At 60.8% G+C, this 21,641-nt stretch carries 18 protein-coding genes and 1 tRNA gene; 10 read left to right on the forward strand and 9 right to left on the reverse strand.

What is annotated here, in order from left to right; all coding sequences use genetic code 11:
• The first annotated feature begins 63 nt into the window (after nt 1-63).
• Together BWR02_RS02235 and BWR02_RS02240 are read left to right on the forward strand one after the other, a co-directional pair.
• Nucleotides 64-2,301 (forward strand): cation:dicarboxylate symporter family transporter, encoded by a 2,238-nt coding sequence (locus BWR02_RS02235; protein WP_139556115.1) that lies wholly within the window; start codon nt 64-66, stop codon nt 2,299-2,301.
• A gap of 49 nt (nt 2,302-2,350) precedes the next feature.
• Nucleotides 2,351-3,328: a DUF3616 domain-containing protein gene (locus BWR02_RS02240; RefSeq protein ID WP_139556116.1), complete on the forward strand. Its 978-nt coding sequence runs from the start codon at nt 2,351-2,353 to the stop codon at nt 3,326-3,328.
• A gap of 267 nt (nt 3,329-3,595) precedes the next feature.
• On the opposite strand, the gene BWR02_RS02245 is transcribed toward BWR02_RS02240, so the two are convergent.
• The gene (locus BWR02_RS02245) at nt 3,596-4,645 is read right to left on the reverse strand and encodes a PstS family phosphate ABC transporter substrate-binding protein (protein WP_139556117.1); all 1,050 of its coding nucleotides are present in this window, start codon (nt 4,643-4,645) and stop codon (nt 3,596-3,598) included.
• Nucleotides 4,646-4,994: 349 nt separating this feature from the next.
• On the reverse strand, nt 4,995-6,554 hold the full coding sequence (locus BWR02_RS02250) for an OprO/OprP family phosphate-selective porin (protein WP_139556118.1): 1,560 nt from the start codon (nt 6,552-6,554) through the stop codon (nt 4,995-4,997).
• Nucleotides 6,555-6,801: 247 nt separating this feature from the next.
• Between BWR02_RS02250 and BWR02_RS02255 the strand changes: the two genes are divergently transcribed.
• Entirely contained in the window at nt 6,802-7,608 is an 807-nt protein-coding gene (locus BWR02_RS02255; protein ID WP_139556119.1) for a UDP-2,3-diacylglucosamine diphosphatase, read from the forward strand.
• On the forward strand, nt 7,565-8,599 hold the full coding sequence (locus BWR02_RS02260; RefSeq protein ID WP_139556120.1) for a glycosyltransferase family 4 protein: 1,035 nt from the start codon (nt 7,565-7,567) through the stop codon (nt 8,597-8,599). Before BWR02_RS02255 ends, BWR02_RS02260 begins: the two co-directional genes overlap by 44 nt.
• A gap of 48 nt (nt 8,600-8,647) precedes the next feature.
• Here the strand turns inward: BWR02_RS02260 and mutM are convergent, their stop codons facing one another.
• Nucleotides 8,648-9,463 carry a bifunctional DNA-formamidopyrimidine glycosylase/DNA-(apurinic or apyrimidinic site) lyase gene (gene mutM / locus BWR02_RS02265; RefSeq protein WP_139556121.1) on the reverse strand — a complete coding sequence of 272 codons (816 nt, stop codon included), beginning with the start codon at nt 9,461-9,463 and terminating at the stop codon, nt 8,648-8,650.
• Nucleotides 9,464-9,791: 328 nt separating this feature from the next.
• Between mutM and thiO the strand changes: the two genes are divergently transcribed.
• Together thiO and BWR02_RS02275 are read left to right on the forward strand one after the other, a co-directional pair.
• Entirely contained in the window at nt 9,792-10,901 is a 1,110-nt protein-coding gene (gene thiO / locus BWR02_RS02270) for a glycine oxidase ThiO (RefSeq protein ID WP_139556122.1), read from the forward strand.
• Between the two features lie 62 nt (nt 10,902-10,963).
• Nucleotides 10,964-11,039, forward strand: a tRNA-Thr gene (locus BWR02_RS02275).
• Nucleotides 11,040-11,598: 559 nt separating this feature from the next.
• Here BWR02_RS02275 and BWR02_RS21025 read toward each other — a convergent pair.
• From BWR02_RS21025 to BWR02_RS02300, 5 genes are all read right to left on the reverse strand, one after another.
• On the reverse strand, nt 11,599-11,796 hold the full coding sequence (locus tag BWR02_RS21025) for a hypothetical protein (protein ID WP_201276099.1): 198 nt from the start codon (nt 11,794-11,796) through the stop codon (nt 11,599-11,601).
• A 383-nt stretch (nt 11,797-12,179) separates the two neighbouring features.
• Nucleotides 12,180-13,523 (reverse strand): cytochrome-c peroxidase, encoded by a 1,344-nt coding sequence (locus BWR02_RS02285; protein WP_139556123.1) that lies wholly within the window; start codon nt 13,521-13,523, stop codon nt 12,180-12,182.
• A gap of 698 nt (nt 13,524-14,221) precedes the next feature.
• Entirely contained in the window at nt 14,222-15,718 is a 1,497-nt protein-coding gene (locus tag BWR02_RS02290) for a galactose oxidase early set domain-containing protein (protein WP_162559979.1), read from the reverse strand.
• A gap of 1,314 nt (nt 15,719-17,032) precedes the next feature.
• Nucleotides 17,033-17,371: an STAS domain-containing protein gene (locus BWR02_RS02295; protein WP_139556125.1), complete on the reverse strand. Its 339-nt coding sequence runs from the start codon at nt 17,369-17,371 to the stop codon at nt 17,033-17,035.
• Nucleotides 17,368-17,964, reverse strand: coding sequence for a hypothetical protein (locus BWR02_RS02300; RefSeq protein ID WP_139556126.1), 597 nt, complete (start codon nt 17,962-17,964; stop codon nt 17,368-17,370). Before BWR02_RS02300 ends, BWR02_RS02295 begins: the two co-directional genes overlap by 4 nt.
• A gap of 369 nt (nt 17,965-18,333) precedes the next feature.
• Between BWR02_RS02300 and BWR02_RS02305 the strand changes: the two genes are divergently transcribed.
• From BWR02_RS02305 to BWR02_RS02320, 4 genes are all read left to right on the forward strand, one after another.
• Nucleotides 18,334-18,867: a glycoside hydrolase family protein gene (locus tag BWR02_RS02305; protein WP_201276100.1), complete on the forward strand. Its 534-nt coding sequence runs from the start codon at nt 18,334-18,336 to the stop codon at nt 18,865-18,867.
• A gap of 575 nt (nt 18,868-19,442) precedes the next feature.
• Nucleotides 19,443-20,126: a CsgG/HfaB family protein gene (locus BWR02_RS02310; RefSeq protein ID WP_139556127.1), complete on the forward strand. Its 684-nt coding sequence runs from the start codon at nt 19,443-19,445 to the stop codon at nt 20,124-20,126.
• A gap of 29 nt (nt 20,127-20,155) precedes the next feature.
• On the forward strand, nt 20,156-20,587 hold the full coding sequence (locus BWR02_RS02315) for a DUF4810 domain-containing protein (RefSeq protein WP_139556128.1): 432 nt from the start codon (nt 20,156-20,158) through the stop codon (nt 20,585-20,587).
• Nucleotides 20,584-21,216 (forward strand): DUF799 domain-containing protein, encoded by a 633-nt coding sequence (locus BWR02_RS02320; protein WP_236101835.1) that lies wholly within the window; start codon nt 20,584-20,586, stop codon nt 21,214-21,216. The genes BWR02_RS02315 and BWR02_RS02320 overlap by 4 nt, the downstream gene beginning before the upstream one ends.
• A gap of 159 nt (nt 21,217-21,375) precedes the next feature.
• Here BWR02_RS02320 and BWR02_RS02325 read toward each other — a convergent pair whose 3' ends face one another.
• Nucleotides 21,376-21,555, reverse strand: a complete 180-nt coding sequence (locus BWR02_RS02325) for a hypothetical protein (protein ID WP_139556129.1) — start codon at nt 21,553-21,555, stop codon at nt 21,376-21,378.
• Nucleotides 21,556-21,641 lie beyond the last annotated feature (86 nt).

A 21,641-nucleotide genomic window follows, 5' to 3' on the forward strand; every position in this document is an offset into this window, starting at 1 on the left:
GGCTCACAGGACATAGCCGTCCTCCTTATCACACCGCATGCTTCAGGTCCCGGAGTAGCATTGATGACCACAGGCAGCAAGGCCATGCCACCTAGCGAACCCGACGTCGTCCGCCCCAAGCGGCTAAAGTTCATCTCCGACATGAGCTTCGGCACCCGCGTGGTGGTCGGCTTCGTGCTTGGCGTCGCGGTCGGCTTGTTCTTCGGTGAAGGCGCGGCCGTGCTGCAGACGGCAGTGGACGCCTACATCCGGCTGATGCAAATGACCGTCATCCCCTACCTGGTCCTGGGGCTGATGGCTTCGCTCGGACGCCTGTCACGCAGCGACGCTCGCCTGCTCGCGCAGGGCGGGGGCCTGTCGATCGTCGCGATGTGGGTGGTTACGGCACTGCTGATCGTCGCAATGACGCTGGCCTTTCCGGATCTGCAAAGCGGCTCGTTCTTCAGTACGGCCCTGGTCCAGCCACCGCGGCCGTTCAATGTCGCCGAGGTATTCATCCCCGACAATCCGTTCGCGTCGCTGGCCAATAGCGCCGTTCCGGCAGTGGTCCTGTTCTGCGTCGCCATGGGCCTGGCACTGATCGAGACGCGCAACAAGGAACGCGTGCTCGACGCCTTCCTGGTGCTCAACGAGGCGGTGTCCCGCGTCACCAAGTTCGTCGCCGGGTTGACGCCTTTGGGAATTTTCGCGATCGGCGCGGTTGCTGCCGGCACCATGAGCATCACCGAGTTTGAACGACTGCAGGTGTATTTCGTGACGTTCATCGTGGCCGCCGTGCTGCTGACGTTCCTGGTCGTGCCATTCTTTGTCACGGCCCTGACGCCGTTCCGCTACCGCCACGTCGTCTCGGTCGCCAAGGACGCACTGCTGACGGCGTTCGTCGCCGACAACCTGTTCATCGTCCTGCCGCTGCTCGCGGAACGCGCGAAGGAGCTGATCAAGGACTACGACCTGCACAGTGAAGCGGCCGAAAACAGCGTCGACGCGATCATCCCGATCGCGTTCAACTTCCCGATGGCGGGCAAGCTGCTGATGCTGCTGTTCCTGCCGTTCGCCGCCTGGCTGGCCGACGAGGCGCTGGACTGGAGCGATTATCCAGTCCTGTTCGGTGCCGGCGTGCTGAGCTTTTTCGCCAAGACCTCCACCGCCGTCCCGTTCCTGATGGACCTGCTGGACATCCCGCAGGATCTTTTCCAGCTCTATCTGGCCAGCGACCTCGTCACGGGGCGCTTCAGCAGCCTGCTGGCCACGATGTGCCTGCTCGCGACCTGCCTGGTCACCGGCGGCTTCATGGCCGGCTACCTGCGTTTCGACCGGCACCGGATTCTGATGGCTCTGGCGATATCCGGGGGCGTGACCGTAGGCACGGTCATTGTCACGAAGATCCTGTTGTCGCTGTTCATCGATCCGGAGAATCATCAGGATCAGTTGCTCATGAACATGCAACTGCCGACACGCCCGGTTGAGATCATCGTCGACGACGAACCCCCGGAGGAGATTGGGGCACCGCTCGCGCGGAAACATAACGGCGCACTGGAGCGCATCCGCCGAAACGGCGTCCTCCGCGTAGGCTACAACGCCGACCGCCTGCCGCTGACATTTTTCAACGCCCACCATGATCTGGTGGGCTTCGACGTCGATCTGGCCGGCTCCCTGGCGCACGAACTGGGCGTGAAGCTGGAGTTCGTGCCGTTCACCTGGCAGAACGTGACGCATGAAATCGATGCCGGCCTGATCGATGTCGTGCCGAGCGTCCCCTACAGCACCTCGCTGATCCCGGCCAAGCGCCTGTCCACCCCCTATTACCAGGGCGTGCTCGGCTTCGCCGTGCGCGATCCGGACCGCGCCAAGTTTGCGACCCTGGAGGCGATCCACAAGCAACATCACCTGACGATCGGCATACCGACGGAGTTGCAGCTGCCCGTGGCGGCTCTGACCAATTACCTGGCCCCGGTCGAGGTGAAGACCGAGTTCGTCAGAGCCTTGCGTTACTTTTTCGAGGAGAAAGTGACGAACGTCGACGCGATGCTGGTGACGGCCGAGGTTGGCACCGCCTGGACCCTGCTCCATCCACATTTCACCGTGGTCGTGCCGCGCCCGACTTCGGTGCAGATACCCATGGGCTACATGGTTCACCCTGAGGATGAGGACCTGCTCGAATTCATAGAAAGCTGGCTCGTGATCCACCGGGCCCGCGGCACCGTCGACCGAGCCTACGATTTCTGGATTCTCGGCCAGGGAGCGAAGTCACATACCCGGCGCTGGTCGATCATCCACAACGTGCTTGGCTGGACGGATTGATCGATCCCGCACTTCACGACGCCTGAACGCGTCGAATTTCGGAGCGCCCATGAAGCACCCGACTTCACCCTGTCCGATCGGCCTGATCGTAGCCCTGGCAGCGCTTTCGAATGCACATTCCGCCGAGCTTTCGCGTTATGGCGGCATGTGCGACGCATCGGCCGCGGCGCCCATCGGACGCCACTACTTCGTCGTCGCGAACGACAAGGACAGCGTGCTGCGGGTCTACGATCGTGACGAACCGGGTCAACCGTTCTATGAGCACGACTTCACCGCATTCCTGGGACTGGCCGATACCGAAACCGATCTCGAGGGCGCCACCCGGATCGGAGAGCGAATCTATTGGATCACTTCCCACTCGGCAAACCCGCGCGGCGATGCGGATTCGAGGCGCCGACTCTTCGCGACGCACGTCCAACACGATGGCCGGACCATTCGGCTCGAAGCCGTAGGCACGCCCTACCGCACGCTGCTCGAGGACCTCACCGGTCACCCCGAACTGCGGGAGCTCGGGCTGGACAAAGCGGCCACCCTTCCGCCGGAAAGTGAGGATGGCCTGAATATCGAAGGTCTGTCCAGCACCCCGCCGGGTGGCTTGATGATCGGCTTTCGCAACCCACGCCCGTCCGGCAAGGCTCTGCTGGTGCCCATCGAAAACCCCGAGGACGTCATGCAGGGCCGGATCGCGCGCTTCGGTTCGCCGGTGCTGCTCGATCTGCATGGCCGCGGCGTCCGCAGCATCGAATACGCCGACGCCCTCGGCCAATATCTGATCGTGGCGGGACCCCATGACGACGAGGGTACGTTTCAGGTTTACGAGTGGACCGGACGCCCGGCCGACCCACCGAAGCCGGTCAGCACGGCGCCTTTCGCCGGACTCAACCCGGAGGCCCTGGTGCTCTATCCCGACGAGGGGAGTCGGGAGCAAGTCCTCAGCGATGACCGCGGAGAGGAGGTCAACGGCACGCGCTGCCTGCGGCGGACCTTGGAGCTACAAAGTTTCCGGGGGCTTTGGATCGGCCACTGATCCCAACCGGGGGCCAACTCTCAGGGCGGTCCTGGCGAAATGGATCGTTGCAGGCCTGCCGTCAGATGCGGGAGACGGAAGACTTCATGCAGTACTGAGGGCCGTGCGCTGGCGCAGCTCTGGGGGACGGCGGTCGGGCCGCGGGGAAAGAACCGAAGGGAGCACTGAGCCCGATCCGGCTCGCGAGCAAGGGATCGGTTACGCGGGGTCCGGGTTTCCGCAGGCGCCGAAAAATCGGCCCCCGCGGAAACCTGTTCGAACAGCGGACTACGGCGAAAACGTCTTCATCTGGCGAGCTGCTTCGCCGACCGACTTCCGCTCGTATTCCGGCAGAGGAATGAAGCCCTTCTTGGTCAGGTAGCCGTCATCGCCCCAGGCCTTCTCGCTGGTGAACTCCGTTACGAACTCCTGTATGCCCGGCACCGTTCCGACATGCGCCTTCTTGACGTAGAAGAACAGCGGCCGGGATACCGAATACTGCATGGAAGAGATGGTATCGTAATCCGGCGTCACGCCTTCCACCGGCAGGGCTGCGACCTTGTCCGTGTTTTCTTCGAGGAAGCTGTAGCCGAAAATGCCGAGCGAGTTCGGATTCGACAGCAGCTTTTGCACGATCAGATTGTCGTTCTCGCCCGCCTCGATGAACCCGCCGTCCTCACGCATCGTCTGGCACATCTTCTTGAAGTCTGCCTCCTTCTTCTTTTTCCAGTCCTTGATCCATTCGAACTCCTGGCAACCCGCCTCCATGACCAGTTCAGCGAACGCGTCCCGCGTTCCCGAGGTCGGCGGCGGACCCATGACTTCGATCTTGCGGTTGGGAAGCGATGAGTTGACATCGCTCCAGGTCTTGTAGGGGTTGTCGATCAGCTTGCCGCAGTCCGAGCAATCCGGGTCCGGCACCTGCTTCGCCAGGGCCAGATAGATGTCCTTACGCGTCAGCGGAAACGATGCCGACTTCTTGGACTGGGCGATCACGATGCCGTCGTAGCCGATCTTGACTTCGACGATTTCCTTGACCCCCGCTGCCTGGCAACTCTTGAATTCGGCCGGCTTCATTTTCCGCGAGGCATTGGCGATATCGGGGTACTGCACACCCACCCCTCCGCAAAACAACTTGATGCCGCCGCCGGTTCCCGTCGACTCGACTTTGGGCGTCTTGAAAGTCCCGCCTTTGCCGAACTGTTCGGCAACCACGGTGGAAAACGGATAGACCGTCGACGAACCGACGATGCTGAGCGCATCGCGCCCGGCAGCCCAGGTGGATCCCGCGGCCACGGTGGCAACCAATGCAGTGCCGATCAATAAAGCTCTATTCACGAAACACTCCTCTTTCTTTTAACGTTTCTTGCGGTAGTCATCCCGGGGCACCGAACTGCTGACGGGTTCCGGACGAACGTTGCCCGACGCTTCGGACAAGCGTCACTGAATCACCCAAAGATCACTGGACCATCAGACGTGCCTCTCAGCCCCCTAAGTGTCCGCCGACACAACGCATCGCGAAGCGTCGCATATCATAGGGGCCTCCAGTGGCCGGGGGAAGCTGGTCCGTACGTCGTCCTGCGCTCCAGCAACACCCCAATTCGCGTAGGCCAGAGCCCAAAGCCCACCTTCAACAGGCGGGCTTTGCGCAGAGGGAAGCCGACTACGGTCCGGCGTGATAGGCCCTTTAGTACGCCAGCGACACGCGGGCCGAGACCTGATCCCATCCACCCGTGTTGTTGCCCGGGACGCAGCACAACTGAGCGCGGCGGACGCCGGCGGCACCGATGTCGAGATCCCAGACGTGGGTCCAGTCGACCAGCAACCGGGCCCAGTCGTTCCAGTGCCAGTTGACACCGAAGGTCGAGGCCAGCTCGCGACCACCCGTGTTGCCGGGATCGCCGACGTTGTTCATGTCGACGTACATGATACGACCCTTGAGTTCCCAGGCACCCCAGCCACCCGCCAGATCGAAATTCTGGTTCGGTCGGAGCTTCCGGATGACGCCCTGCTCGGCGTTGTAGAACGCCGCTCGCGATTCGCCGGTCAGACTGTAGATCAGGTCGAAGTGGTAACCGCTCAGGAAACCGTCGTCGAACCCGCTGTCACGATTCAGCCAGGTCGCGTTGTATTCGCCCTCGAAGGACAGCGGTCCCCAGGCACCCGTCGCTTCGGCATTGAAGAACTGGCTGTTCTCGTAACCCTTCAGATTGCCGGTATCGAGGTAATTCACATGATCGATGGCGCTGGGCGCGATGCGATAACGGATATTGGGATCGCCGGAACGCGGCGCTCGATAGGCCACGGAGGTACCGACATGCAGCAGCGTGTCGGGCGTATAAATCGGTGCCGCAGTCAGACGCGCCGCCGCACCCCAGCCTTCGTCATCCGCGGGGGTCGTGCCCGAGGCCTGACGCGTGGCGGTATCGCCGTACCAACCGACCCCGAAACCCCATTGCTCGCCGCCAACGTCGTAGCGGATACCCACGGCTCGGTTGACCGAGCGGTTCGTGAATTCGTATTCGAGCGAACGTTCCATGAACGGCATGTCGTTCGACGACATCATCTGCTGGTAGCTGAACGGCTGCTTGCTTTGACCCAGTGTCCACTTGCCCCAGTCGAAACCGGTGTACTGGATGAAGGCGTCGCGGATACCGATCGTACCGTCGCCGCCCGAGTTGGCGATTTCCGGCTGCATCTTCCAGATGAAATCGTCGTAGAACTGACCCGCGAACTCCATACGGAACCGCCGGATTTCGGTACCGTCGGTCAAGCGATTCGTCGTGAGTGGGTCACCCGGCTGATAGGTGCCGGTCCCGCTGTTGTCGTTATAGGTGATGATGTCGCCGCCCGAGTTCAGGTTGGCGTCGGTGTGCAAACGTCCGTTGATGCTGAACTTGAACTTGCCGTCGTTGGTTTCCCAGCGGATGCCCTTGCCGTCGATCGTGCCTTTGGATTCGTTGGGTTTCTTCGGTTTATTCGCGATCGCGTCGATCTTCTGGTTCAGCTTCGATTCGACCTTTTTCACGTCATCGACACTGGCGACTTGCGCCGGCGCTTCTGCCGCCATCTCGCCAGCCATTTCGTCGACCTGCTTGAAGGCACCCAGCTTCACGCGGTGCGGCCCTGGCACCGTGTAGACTTGGTTCGTTTTGACATCGACGTACAGGTCCAGCGCCTCGGCCGGTGTGACGCACACACCACCCATCAGCGCCGATACCGCCATCGCGACACGGCTCGCTTTCATGGAACAGACCCCTTGTTATCGGTTGGAGGGTTAAAAGTCGCCGGCGGGGCTGTTGCCAACACCACTACGCGGAAAGACTTATTCGCGACAAACGATAAAGTTGTTGTATGACAGCCAGATTACGGAGTTGTGAAAAAACGATGACAGTTGTATCTGCGCATCAGAACTGTCACACCGCGATGATGCTGCTGTAACAATTGCCGCCTAACTTGGCCGCCACAACACCAATGAGAAAGAGGTTGTGCCGGTGAAGCTGAATTACCGAACCGTCTGGATATCGGACGTGCACCTGGGAACCCGTGGCTGCAAGGCCGAGTTCCTGCTCGATTTCCTGAAGCACATCGACTGCGAGCAACTCGTACTCGTCGGCGACATCATCGACCTATGGAAGATGAAGAACGGCTGGTACTGGCCACCCATGCATTCCGAAATCGTCCAGCACCTGATGGCCCTGGCGAAGCAGGGCAAGCGCGTGATTTATGTTCCCGGCAACCATGACGAATTGTTTCGCGGCTATGTCGATAGCCTCATGGCGGGGATCGAGATCCGCAACGAGCTCATCCATCGGACGGCTGATGGGCGCCGCTTCCTGGTCATGCATGGCGACGAGTTCGATGCGGTGGTATGCAACAGCCGGTGGCTGGCCGTATTGGGCAGCGAGGCCTACGACTTTTCGCTGCTGCTCAATCGCTGGTTCAATGCGCTGCGGCGGCGCCTCGGCTTCCCGTATTGGTCGCTGTCGGCCTACCTGAAGCACAGCATCAAGAACGCCGTCAGTTTCATCAGCAGCTTCGAAGCGGCGCTGGTGCACGCAGCCGAACAGCGCGGCGTCGACGGCGTGATCTGTGGCCACATCCATCACGCAGCCATCCGCGATGTGGACGGCATCACCTACTGCAACACCGGGGACTGGGTCGAGAGCTGCACCGCGCTCGTCGAAAGCCCCGAAGGCAAGCTGTCGATCCTGCGCTGGGCCGAGGAGAGCGCATTCCTGTTGACGGAGTCGGATATTGAAACTCGCGCTGATAAGCGACGCCTGGCGACCGCAGGTTAACGGCGTCGTCACGACGCTGACGAAGACCTGCGGGACGCTGGAACGTCTCGGACACCAGGTCGAGGCCTTCACGCCCGACCGGTTCTGGAATGTTCCCTGTCCCACCTATCCCGAAATCCGGCTCGCGCTGGGCTGCGGACGGCAGCTCGCGCGCTGGCTCGATGCCATGCAGCCGGACGCGATCCATATCGCAACGGAAGGCCCGCTCGGCATGGCGGCGCGGCGTTATTGCCTGCGCCGCAAACTGCCATACACCACGTCGTTTCACACGCGGTTTGCCGAGTACGCGAACCTGCGTTTCAAGTTTCCGCTGGCCTGGGGCTACGCCTTGCTGCGCTGGTTCCACAGCGGCAGCACGCGCGTGATGGTCGCGACACCCACGCTGCGCGACGAACTGGCCGGGCGGGGCTTCCGCAACCTGGTGCTGTGGTCGCGCGGTGTCGACGCGTCACTGTTCAAGCCCGGCGACAAGCACCTGCTGCCGGACCCCCGCCCGATTTTTTTGTATGGCGGGCGAGTCGCGGTGGAGAAGAGCATCGAAGACTTCCTGAGCCTCGATCTGCCGGGGACGAAAGTCATCGTCGGTGATGGTCCGGACCGGGAGATGCTGGAGGAGAGATATCCCGCGGCACGGTTCGTCGGCTGCAAGTACGGCGAGGAACTTGCCGCACATTTCGCGGCAGCGGATGCGTTCGTGTTCCCGAGCCGCACGGACACCTTTGGGCTGGTGCTGCTGGAAGCGCTGGCCTGCGGCGTGCCGGTGGCAGCCTACCCGGTTCCGGGGCCGAACGACGTCATCACCGACCCGGCCGTCGGCTGCCTGAACGAGGACTTGAAGGAGGCGGCCATGACGGCACTGACATTGGACCCGGCCGCCTGTCGCCGCTACGCGCAAGGCTACAGCTGGGAAAACTGCGCTGCCCAGTTTCAGGGGAATCTGGCGCCGATCGGCGGGCGCTCCGCGATCCCATCCCCTGGCGTTGCGGGCTGAAAGACGTGCGGAGCCAGCGCGCCCCGGCCCACACCTGGGCCAGAATGCTCAGTGTTGGCACTGTGGACAGAAAAACGTCGAGCGCTGGCCAGTCCTGACGGTTCGAATCGCGGTCCCGCACACCCGACAGGGCTCGCCGGCGCGATCGTAGACCGCCAGTGTCTGCTTGAAATAGCCCGGGTTACCGCGTTCGTTGACGAAATCCCGCAAGGTCGTCCCACCCGCAGCAAGGGCCTGCTCCAAAACCTCACGTACCGCCCCGGCGAGCCGTTCATACCGCGCCTCGCCGACGCGTCGCGCCGCGCGCCGCGGATCGATCCCCGCCCGAAACAGCGATTCGCTGGCGTAGATGTTGCCCACGCCAACGACCAGCTTGTGGTCCATCAGGCACAGCTTCACTGCCGCAGCGCGACCGCGCGTCGCGGCGTACAGGTAGGCTCCGGTGAACTCCGGCGCCAGTGGCTCGATCCCGAGCTCCGCGAGCAGCGGGTGATCGTGCGGGTCGGAGTCCGTCCACAACAGGCACCCGAAGCGCCGCGGATCGTGAAAGCGCAGCGCGACCGCAGCGTCGAACAGCAGATCGAAGTGATCGTGTTTGCGGGGCGGCTGGCGCGGATCGCAGACGCGCAAGCTGCCCGACATGCCGAGGTGCACGATCAGCGTCCCCGCCTCCAGTCGCAGCAACAGATATTTTCCGCGCCGCTCCAGTGCGCGCACGCGCTGTCCCCGGACCAGCGCGGGCAACTCTGCCGGAACCGGCCACCGCAGGGCTGGCTGCCGGACGACCAGATCGGCAACGGTCTGCTCCAGCACGAAGGGCGCGATCCCGCGCCGCGTGGTCTCAACTTCGGGTAATTCGGGCATCGCTGAGGGAGGTCAAGAAACGAGAAGAAGGTAAGCGACACTAGCGGCCTTTCGTGCAACGCGCATCTCCCTCGCGACCCGCCGATTGCCTCGGGCACCGACGATCGCCGTCAGTTCCTGGCGCCGTGTTCATCCCGACACACGACTCAGAGCAACACAGCCCGGAGTGAGACTGTTTCGCCGCAGGCACTCGCGGACATCGCACGACAGGGCCTCTCTGCGGGTATCATAGTGTGCAGCCACCGGAGGCGGATAGTCAGCCGCCCCTCCAGCGCCGACATCGGCCGCGGTGTTCGACCTGCGGCGCAGCACCCTTCACTCACCATCGATGAACAGCTTTTCTTCCCGGCCTGCCGACGTTGTCATCGTCGGCGGCGGCATCATCGGACTTCTGAGCGCACGCCTTCTGGCACAGCAGGGGCTGCGCGTCAGACTGCTCGAAGCCGGCAGCATCGGCACCCAGTCCTCGTGGGCGGGCGGGGGGATTCTGTCGCCGCTCTGCCCATGGCGGGCCCCCGAACCGGTAACGGCCCTGTGCAGCCTGAGCCAGACGCTGTACCCGCAGTTGGCCGCGGCACTGTTCGAGGAGACGCGCATCGACCCGGAGTGGACGCGCAGCGGGCTCGTTTTCGTCGACTCCGCCGAGATCGCCGAGGGCCTGGCGTGGTGTGAGCAGAAGGCAGTCGAGACGCGCCTGCTGCTACCGGATGACCTGCAAGCCCTGGAGCCCGCCCTCAGTCGGGCCGGCGCCGCGTCGCTGTGGCTGCCCTCCATCGCGCAGGTTCGCAATCCGCGTCTGTTGCAGGCCCTGCGCGCATCGCTGGTCAAGCTGGAGGTGGATCTGGTCGAGTTGCAACAGGTCACCGGTTTCGAGACGAGCGAAGGCCGCGTCACGGCGGCTCGCACCGAGAAAGGCTGGCATGCGGCGGAGCGCTTCGTGGTCGCGGCGGGCGCGTGGACCGCGAAGCTGTTGGCCGAACTGGGCTCGACGCTGCCGATCGCGCCGGTCAAGGGCCAGATGCTGGCCTATGGCGCTGCGCCTGGCCTGCTGTCACGCATCGTCGTCAGCGGCGACCGCTACCTGATCCCGCGTCGCGATGGCGTGATCCTGGCCGGCAGCACGGTGGAAACCGTGGGCTTCGACAAGACGACGACCGAGGACGCGCGGGGACAACTCACCAACTTTGCCGAGCGCCTCCTGCCACCGCTGCGCGATGCGAAAATCCTCCGCCACTGGGCAGGGCTGCGCCCTGGCTCACCCAGCGGCATTCCCTACATCGGCCACCATCCGCAACTGCACAATCTCGTGCTGTGCGCCGGACACTTTCGCAACGGCTTCGTGATGGCGCCCGCCTCCTGCCAGCTGCTGGCCGACCTCCTCCTCGACCGGCCCACGGCGCTGCCGCCCGAGCCCTATGCGCTCGATGCCGCTCATTGAACCCCTCGCCGGAATGCCCGGCTTGTGCAGGACGAAGCGAGTTCCTTATAATACGCGGCCAAGCCGATGTAGCTCAGCTGGTAGAGCAGCACATTCGTAATGTGCGGGTCGTAGGTTCAAATCCTATCATCGGCTCCAATCAAAACATAAGCTTGAGGCGATATTTCGCCAATCGCCAAGCTATCAGATGAAACGGTGCAGGGTTGGTGCAAGACCACAGCCCCATTCGCACCTCCCGTCACGCACAGCTTGAAGTATCTCAGGCACGCATCGCGGCCAGAGTAACCACCAACGTGGGTCGCGTGGCACCGGCCCAAAACAGCTATTGGCCTGCGATTTTTCTGGCCGCAGCCACGCGGCTGCGTAGCTAGGCAACTGTCACCCGCGAGGCGCGGGGATGTGATCCCGACTGAGATCGCGTTCCCCTCCGCGAAACGACCCAATTCGGCACGCACCCGCAGGTTTCCTGCATGCCTCACAATCTGGCCCTGCCCCGAAGTACAGTGGGTCCGCGCGCAGGCCGACGAAAGCGCTGCCGGGAGGAATGCCGCTCGGCCCTTAGGGTCGATCTGCGGAGGGAAATGGTGCAACAGAAATTGCAAGTGGCTGGAAGCGTGAATCGGCATCGGGGACCAAGGCCGTGGACCCTATCGGGTGCTCTGATCGGCTCCTGACAGGCGCCCATAGACCTGGCTGCCTAACCACTTGAAGCGAGTTCCTGCATGTCGGGTTTGCTCATGTAGTTCGTGAACAACACCTCGTTGAGTTCCATGCGCTCGATGAACAGCGACTCGAGCGCTTGGCGGAACACCAGTTGGAACTTGTCGAGGGAGTTGACTGCCGCCGCTTTTCGGAGCGCTTCGTTCTGACCAGCCGCTTCGGCGATCTGGTCCAAAAAACAATAGATCGGCCTCGTTGAGTTCGGCGCCGAAGCGTTCGTTGAGGATATCGATCAACCGCGATAGCGTTAGCTTCTCCTCACGTATTCTTCCGCTGCCTACTTCGCGTGGGCCGTCGAGCGGTTTGGCATAACCCTCGTTCAGGCGGATCGACCCTTCGCTGATCTTTTGCAACCGGGCCACAGTTCGGCCACGTCGTCCTCGGCGGCCTGCATCTGCTTGAAACGTTCCACCCCCTGACCCAGCAGCGCGTTCATGGCCTTGTGATCGCCGGGGCTTTGCCGGCGCTTTGGCGCAAAGAACACGCGGGCGAATTCGGCAATTTGGATCTGCAGACAGCCGCGGATATGACGCGCTCGCTCACAGGATCCTGTTGCCGTCAGCGGCGTTCCACTGACGATAAGAAGTTCGCTCCAAATGGCGGTTCAGTGCCGGGTGGCACCCTTGGATCGTTACCCCAGACCGGATAGTCGTCAGTCAATGTCTCCAAAAAGGCCACTATCGCATCCTCTTCCTGATCTGTTAACCCTAAGCTCCCGACTTGAAAGAGATTGACGTTTTTCGCAATTTCCGGCTCCGGCCAGCCCATCACGCCAAACCCCGGATTCTTGTTACTCGGAATCCACCCCAAGGTATCCCGGGTATTATAGAAATGCACGACTTGCTTCAGGGTTTTTAGGACGCCGTTATGTCCGTAAGGCGGCGTCAACGCGACATTCCTTAGCGACATCACTTTATGTTTGCCCACCTGTTCTCCTTTCATGTCGAGCGCCTTGATATCAAGACGACCGCCTAATCCCAAATCCGGCTCAGGGTTACCTGGGATATTTTCATTACGCGGCAACCCGATATTGTGATAGGTGAAGTCTGTAAACAAAGGAGGGATAATTATGTCTTGCTCGCTATTCCTGCCGCCTGCCGCACCTTCATGACACCTCTGACACTGGACTCTTCCATTGTTCTTCAAGTGTTCCATTTGACTAATGTGACAACCAGCACAGTTACCTTTCCCATTGAACAGCACCAACCCTTTACTCTCGACACTCGTGAGTTCCGCCATGCCCGCTAAAAAGTAATCGTATTTTGAATTAAATTTGTTGAAGACATAACTCTTTTCGAACTCACCTATCGCCCAAGCCATTAGCTCATAAACTTCGAAAACCTGCGCTGCGACTCTCGACCTATCCGTATCTTTCGCATCAAAAACTTGAGCAAGATCTATATCGAATAAACGTCTGAAGGTGTTTCTATAGAAGCGATCTCCCTTGAGTCTCATCACCACTGCCCACCTGCTGGGCATAGCCATTTCTGTAGGATTGAGAAAGGGTTGCTTCGCTTGTGCCTTCAATCGGCTCGAACGACCATTCCAAAATAGCCCGCCAAAATATATGCCGAGCTTTTCGCTTGTATGAAAGGCAGGACTGTAAGCGGCATAGGCGACACTTGGGGCATTTAGCCTGCCGAAAGCATTAGGCTCCGATCCAATAGATACAGCCGACCCATTACGGACATTCCTACTGTCAACGAAACCTGGAATTCCTCCCTTCCCTCTTGCTGGCCGTAATCGATGACAACTACTGCACGATTGGTTTCTGTTCAACGAGAGGTTTTTATCTCTGAAGAGTCTCTGTCCTAACTTCTGTTCCGCCGTTAACGCTGGCGGTACTGCAAAAGCAGCGTTGGCGAGACAAACGAGAACAATGGTGACCAACAATTTAGACATCGACAGGAACCAGTGTTATCTTCAGTGAGTAACCTATCGGGTGAGACATCTTTCGACTCAGTGGCGCGATCGCCCGTGAGGCATCGCCGCCCACTCTGGTGACACGCTTCGAGGGTCCCATGCGCGGCGGTCTGGCGGCGCGAGGGCTCGAGTTTCCGTGCTCGCCGTCCCCCACATCGCGCCAGTGGCGGCCGGAGAGTGCTCGTCAACTTAACCGTCCTGGGTTTCACGCCACGTTGATGCATGCAATCGGCACGACGTCCGTTGTCGCATGTCCGGCGACCCCTTACCGCGGAGTTTTCCAGGGCCTGTTGCAACGTGATCTGTCGAAGGAAACACTCGACCAAGCTCAGAGTGCAACCGAGCGGATAACCCCGTCTTGAGTAGCCCCTTCTGCAACGACCCCGGCTTTCAGTTCGCATTCTTTATCGGTGGAATGTGCCTCCCATCGTCCGCAGCCACCTGATCGTCTTTCCGTGACAAACCCTACAGCTTCCCGACATGCTTGGCGGTGGCGTTGCAACCGCGAAGCGGTCTGCACCACGCCGATTTGTCAGGCGACACAGACGCCCGTTTCCCTCGCGCGCCACGGTTCGACCTCAACCGCCCCTAGTCTCCGAGAGTCAGTTCCCCTTGCAGGACGCCCTTTATCGACCATAGCCCTCACGAGCATTGCGGCTGTGAACGTGTTCGCCATATCAACTTAGATCGATAATCTTCGCAATCGAAGGAGTTCCGTTCTTGTCGATCAAGAACAACATATAGAAACCTGGAGTAGCGCTATTCTGATCAAAATCCACTTTGAATATCAGACTATTCGAATCCTGTTGATGCATTTCCAACGGCACCAGGCGCTGTTCGGCGTTGAAAGTGTGAGTGAGTGCACCGGTCCGCACCATGACGGCTCTTCTTATGTCACTTTTCCCTGAGAATTGAACCGGATACCACTTCTTCCAAGTAACTTTGCTAGGCGCCCTTATGATTTCCGGGCGCGGTAACGGTTTTCCAGTTTTACTGTAAAGATATGGAGGGTAATAGATTTCCGCGTTGAAGTTGCTTACCGGACCAGGCGAGCCTCCACCCGCTGTCAACACTGACGCATCGGGAAGTAACAGAGCGGTTGAGTGGTACAATCGGGGCTTGGTGGCATTGTCGCCTTGTGTCCATAAGCCAGTTTTCGGATTCCATATCTCAGCATGCGTAGCCACATCCACCAGTTCGTTCGCGACAGCCGATCCACCGGTAGCCAAGACATCCCCGGTTGGAAGAACTGTCAGATTCGCCCAAATACGTTCCTGGCTGAGGGAACTGGTCTTGGTGACAAAAGGCTTTAAGTTTTCTGGACTTATATCGATAACGTTAACTTCCGCCTTTTCACGCATTGCCAATATTTTATTGGGGTGAAACATTACAGAAGAATGACCGGGCGATCCGGTGGCCAGTCTCTCCGGGCTGGCAAAGTCTACCGCCCCCTCTCCGGTGGGATCCATCCAGAACATATTTCTATCAAGGATCGCATGTCCGACGATGAAGATCTTGCCATTTGGCGCCTGAAATGCTTGCGGATAATTCCAGTTTGAGCCCCTCCAGCCGTAGGCATAATCGCTCTGGGCTCCGTTCAATTGACGGAACAAGCCGGTGGCAGGGTTGAAGATTTGCGGTATGGATGCGGTCTGGGGGGCTTTCGTATCGATGGTATGGTCCCGCCCTCCGAGAATGGCGATCTCGCCATTCGCCAATACCAGGACCGTTGGATACCATCGTCGCTCCGTGATACCCCCCAACGATGAGAGTGAATTTGTCTTATAGTCAAAGGTGTTAACATCGCTATTCGAGCCGATAATTAGGGCCTGGCCAGTACCCGGTATTAGAGCCACCCCGCTGCAGAAGATATTTGTCTTGATGCTATTCGGGTAGACTGCCTGTTCTCCCGAAACGGGATCCCAGATCACATGAGTGTACCCTCGCAACAACCCTGAATCGTCTGTGCCAAAGCTGAATACGCGACCATCCGGCAATAGGCTGACATGGATAGCTATGATTGGCCAGCTGAACGCAGGCCCAAATTTTCCCTTCCAGTGAGCTTCTGGCGTGCCAAGCGGTACTTCGGCATGGGCCTGCGTTAAGTACGAGAAACTTGAGATGCAGACGGCAAAAGCTGTCAGTAGTAATTTCCTGAAATGATCAATCAACATCATGCGTCTCCGGGTGTATCGGGTAGAGAGTCTGAGGGGCTAATTTTGTCGCATCATCTGAGTCAGGCCGTCGTCCCGGAGGAAACCGGACGGCGTGAGTAGGGCCGCTTTTGCTATGGGTTTATCTACGCAGGGCGGCCCTCTAAGAGTGGCAAAACATTGTTTCGGTGAACTTTCATAGACTGGGTGCGGAGCAAGCCGTATGTGCACTGCGGAGGCGGTGAGCGCGAAGGGAGGACCTGCAACTGCTGGGCAAAGGCAGCCCCAGGCTCACATTCAGTGGCGGGGTTTTTCGGAATATGGCTAGGGAGATCTTCGGCGGAATGGATTGGGACCACCGATAAGGCATTAAATCGCCACCTGGCAGGGAGTACTTCGTTCATCCTTCCATGGTTTCCGACACAGGGTTACGAACCGGCTTTACTTGTGTCTTGCGTTTGAAACGTCATTTCAGTCCTGGATGCCGTATCAAATAACAGGCAACCCAGCGGTAAGCGGCGGCAAACAAGAAATTCCAACGTGACCTCGCCCTTTGGGCCCTGACTCCCGATTTGTTTTCGGATGTACTGGACTACGCCTGAATGCTTACAACGATCGGTTGTACGGTCAACGTTCGTGGCGGTTTGTTTCTCGATACTCTCAGAAAATACGTGTTTATACGTAGACGACTACGTAGGAATACGTAATCTTTTTAGAGATTTTCCCTAGTTTCGATAGGGGTGGGCAGGTAAGAACCGTCCTTGCGGTTGACTGAACCCTTCTTCGGCTCTTGTTTCAGTCAGGAGATGATCTTGTGCGCCCGTTGTGGCGTATCGCATCGAGAAAATCGGAAGGGGCACCGACTTGTTCCTTCGGAGGTGATCAAGGGAGAGCGTGGGTGGCGGTGATCGTCAAACGGCGCGATCAGGGCGGGCAAACGATGAATGAAGGGCTGGTCGCCTTAACCGGCAGAGGAGTTTTGGTTCATTCGGACTTGCGGTCGACGGCACAGGTGCGGGTCCCGATCGGGCATTCAGAACAATGCCGATCTGGCCCAATGCGCGGAGAGTCCGTATCTACCGACGGGGGTCGCCCAATATGTCACGATCGACATCGTGTGGCCGAACTGAAATCAAGGGATCGCCGTCTCGCGACGGGCGCCGGATACCCAGCCCGCGATCGGTGGGCATTTTGGCATTGATGGCGTGTTCTTGAGTCGTGCCGGAGCCAGCGCAGAAACGCGCTCGACGGAGGAACGCACCGGCATGACGGTGCATGGCCGCGGGTGTAGCGCAAGCGGCCGCGGCCCCGGAGCCCTCACGGAGTTGCGAGCTTTCAGGCGCGCAGGGACCGCAGTCCCTCTTCGACGGTGGCGTAGCAGGGCATGATCATGGCGAAGCCGCTGATATCCAGGATCTCCTGGAGCTGCGGGTTGATGTTGCAGAGCGCCAGGGCACCGCCGACCTGTTTAAGTTGTTTGGTGGCCTTGAGCAGCACCCGCAAACCGGCACTGGACACGTAATCGGTCAGCCCGAGATCCACGAGGATCCGGGTCTCGCCCTGCTCGATCTCACTGGCGATTCGCTTCTCGGCTTCCGGCGCGCTGTTCGTGTCCAGGCGCTGGCCCGGCACCACGATCAGCACCCCGCCGTCCCGGCTCGTGACGATGCTCATGACTCAGGATCCTTGTATCGGTGTTGGTTGCCCGGCAAACCCGGGCTGACTTCGTCGAGTTGCCGCTTGACGTGCTCCCGCAGGGGCGATCCGGAAGCGCTGCCCGGCTGAACGGGTTCCGAGGAGGCCTGACCGGGGGCATCCAGCCAATCGAGCGCGTCGAAGCGCAGACCGACCAGATCGGCCAATGTCGGCAGGATGTGCGCTTCCAGGAGCTGACGCTCGCGCCCGACCAGCCTTCGGAAATACAGGTTCAGTTCCTCGACGAAAAAACGCGGGGACTCGGCGAACGGGTTCAGCGGCACCTCCAGCAGCATCTCGAAATTCGGCCCCAGGCGGGCCGCCAGAGCGCTTTGCGTGGCGCGGGAAAATGCCGTCTCCCAAGTCGCCTTGCGGCTTGAATCGGTTTCCAGGTCAATGACGAAGGTCAAGGTCAGGTACCCGTCGTGATCGGGGCGCCGAAACGCCGCGATCTTGAGCACACCCTCGCTGACGAACGGGCCGTCCTCCGCCAGGAAGCCGGCGAAGGCGATCATCCCCTCGTTGGCCTTCGCGGAAAACAGGCTCGCGGTGAGGTCGTAGTAATCTTCCATGTCAGTGTTCTCAAACCGGGGTGTGCGATCGCACGGGACTCGTTGGCCGCGCCGGTGACTCCACACAGCCGCACAGAGGCGGGGCGGAAGGGCTCGCGAGCCTCGGGCCGCACGATGCGGTAAACCGCTGGTACGGGGGGAGACCCGCGGGAATTCCGCCGAAAGTATACGGAATTCGCCGTAGCCTCCGCCAACCCGTCGTATGCGGAAGGAGCGGCCCGTCGGTTGCGGTCATTCCCGTCGCACCGCTACCCTCGGCCGCCTTGGCCTGTGCCTGTATTCGGGTGCATACTCCAAACGTACAGGGAGCCGCCGGCGCCGAACCGGGAAGGCGCCTCCCTCGCGACCCTTGGTTTCCGGAATCCATTCTTGGCACTCACCTACCTTCGGCTGCGAACCCGAATTTCGCTCGTCGTTCTCGTGCCTTGGTTGGTCGGCTGCGCCAGCCAACCGCCGATCACGCTGCCTCCCACGTCGCCTCCGCCTGCGGTGCTGGAATCCTACACGCTGGAAGAACTGCTGATTCACCACGAGGGTTTGCGGCTGAAGCCCTACCTCGACTCGGCCAATAAGCTGACGATCGGCGTGGGACGAAACCTCGCGGACACCGGCATCACCGAGCAGGAAGCGCGGTATCTGCTGCACAACGACGTCCAGCGGGCTTCCCGCGAACTGGACGAAAAGCTGCCCTGGTGGCGTGAGCTATCCGAGACACGGCGCAAGGTCATGATCTCCATGGTTTTCAATCTGGGCATGACACGCCTGCTCGACTTTCACGACATGCTTTCGGCAGCGCAAGAGGGCGACTACTCCGCCGCCGCGAAGCACATGCTCGACAGCCGCTGGGCCGGCCAAGTCGGCCGAAGGGCAACGGAACTGGCCTATTTGATGGAAAACGGCTGACGGTCTGCCCGGCTCGCGCTGACCGGCCTTGAGCTGACAAGCGTCCCGACGCCGTTTCAGCGGCAAACCGTCTCCCAACTCCATTGTCCCGAGGCATCCTTTACCTGGAACGGCTGACACTGGCTGGTGCCAATGGCGGAATGGTCGGTGGCTGGATCGGCCGGATGCTCAGGGGCGCGATCGGCGCGATGGCGGGCGGTTCGGGGGGCGGGAGGCTGAGCGTGGAGTCGCACAAGGGCACGTGCTCGCATTGCCCACTGCCATCGCAGATCCACTGCCACTGGCAGGCTCCAGGAACATCGGTGGAGGTCGACGCCAGCAAAAGGGCCAAGACGCGTGCGCCTGTCATCCGGCAGTCCCATGAGTCATCGTTCGGTCGTCGAGCCTACTCCCGCGGCGCTGGAATTGCCAAGTGAACTCCACACCACGATGCTGCCTGAGGAACTGTCCAGCAAAGCCGCTGTGTCTGAAGTGCGGCTTCGTTATCATGACGACCTAAGCGAACAGGTACCGGAGGGCTTACCGCCCCCCTCACAACCTGGCGGTCTCGGCCTTCTTCCGCATGGAGTCTACCGGTGAAATCACAACACCTGATCACGCTCACCTGCGCGCTACTCGCACTGAGCGCCTGCGTCAGCCGCAACATCCAGGAGAACGTTCCGGACCGCGGACCGCAAGTCAACGCCAGTCGGCCGCTGCCCCCCTCGGAGCGCATGACGATCGCGATCGCGCGCTTCACCAACGAGTCGATCTACGGCAGCGGCCTGTTCACGGACGCCTCCGGCGATCGCCTCGGCAAGCAGGCCGCCGATCTGCTGGCACGCCATCTGATGCAGACGCAGCGCTTCAATGTCGTCGAGCGTCAGGACATCAGCAAGCTGAAAGCCGAAGCCGAGTTGATGGGTCTTTCGGAAGACCAGTTCAAACAAGACCTGCAGGGCGTGGACGCCCTGATCATGGGCTCGGTCGCCGAGTTGGGGAGGGATGAAACCGGGGGATCCTGGCTGATCGGCAAAGAACGGACCCAGCGTGCCCGCGCCCGCGTCGTGTTGCGGATGGTCGATCCAAGGACCGGACAGGTCTTCTATTCGCAGGAAGGCTCGGGCGATGCCACCTTGTCCTCGACCAGCACGCTGGGTTTCGGCGGCACGAGCGGCTTCGACTCGACCCTGGAAGGCAAGGCGATCGACGCCGCCATCGTGAACATGATGAACAACGTCGTGCAGACGCTGGATTCGCGGCGGCGGACCACCCGCTAGCCAGCGCGACGCAGTCCGGGAGCATGGGTATGCGGGATCGGCCAGCTGCGCAACGCGGAGCGAAGCGGGCCCTACGCGTCGTTTGCCTGCTTGCCGCGAGCCTGTTCGACACCGGCTGCGCCCCGAAGACGCTCTACAACTGGGGGGGCTACGAGGACAGCCTGTATCTCCGGTACACGGCTCAGGACTTCGCTCAAGCCGAAACCGAGGTTGCCGGCACTTTGCCGACCACCGCACACCCGTCGCGGGTACCGCCCGGCGTGTACGCGGACTACGGATTTCTGCTGTATCGGCGCGGCGACTACGCGCGCGCCATACAGTATTTCGAAAAGGAGAAGGCGACCTACCCGGAATCCTCGCTGCTGATGACCAGGCTGATCGATCGCGTCCGGCAGAGAACGGAAGGCAAATCGGGCAACAGCTTGAATACGCCCCCCGCAACGGGAGGAAGCGGCCCGTGAAACAGGTGGCACGGGCGGTGTTGCTGGCGCTTTTCGGAGCGCTGTACGGCTGTGCCGTTCACCGGCACGATCTGGCGGCCTTCTACGCCCACCGTCCGCGTTCCATCGTGGTGGTGCCGGTGGTCAACGAGTCAACCGAGATCTCCGCGCCGACGGTATTCCTCAGCACCGTCACCGCACCACTCGCCGAGCGCGGCTACTATGTGTTTCCGGTCTATCTGACCGGGATTCTGCTACAGGATCTCGGGCTCTCCGAAGCCGGTCACATACATCAACTGCCGCCGCAACGTTTCCTCGACCTGTTCGGAGCCGACGCCGTGCTGCTGATCACCATCAAGGACTGGAGCACCAAGTATCTCGTCGTCCAGTCCGCCGTGGTCGTCGACATGGCTTACGTGCTGAAGGATACCCGCACCGGCCTGGTGCTATGGGAATCGCGGCAACCGGTGGTCTATAACTCCGGTGGCGGTGATCCGATCGCGATGGTCGTCTCGGCGGCCCTCAACGCACTGCTGACCGATTACCGCCCGCTGGCGCAGCAGGCGAACGCCAGGGTATTCCTGCCGCCCAACGGCATTCCGGCAGGGCCTTATCATCCGGAGTTTCAGAAGGATCAGGCGCGGTTTTGACCGCAGCGAAGCGACGCGAAGCCCGCGGGACGCTGACTGCCGTCGAGCCGCAAGTCCGGCGGGTAAGCGATCGTCTTATGGGCATTCCGACGAATCGGGATACCCGATACCGGACTGGTTCGCGGCAGTTTCAAGCGGCGTCAAACGGCGCTGCTGAGCCTATTCAGCCGTCAGCGCGACAGGCTCGGTGGGGCGGCCGTCATCCCTTTCGACCGACGTGCCGGCAACGTCAAGAATCGTTTCCACAACCCTGTCCGCGAGCCACGGATCACGCACGCGAATGGCCCGATAGGCCTCGACGAGTTTCGCTTCTTGTGCGGAGTTGTCTTTTTCGGTCATGGCGGCTACCCCCCCAGGTAACGATAAGGTCAATGTTCCAGCGCCGCCTCGCGGCGCGACGGGCCTCTTCGGCAATTAAGAATCGA

The organism is Methylotetracoccus oryzae, from assembly GCF_006175985.1.
In the GTDB taxonomy this organism is placed as follows: Bacteria; Pseudomonadota; Gammaproteobacteria; order Methylococcales; family Methylococcaceae; genus Methylotetracoccus; species Methylotetracoccus oryzae.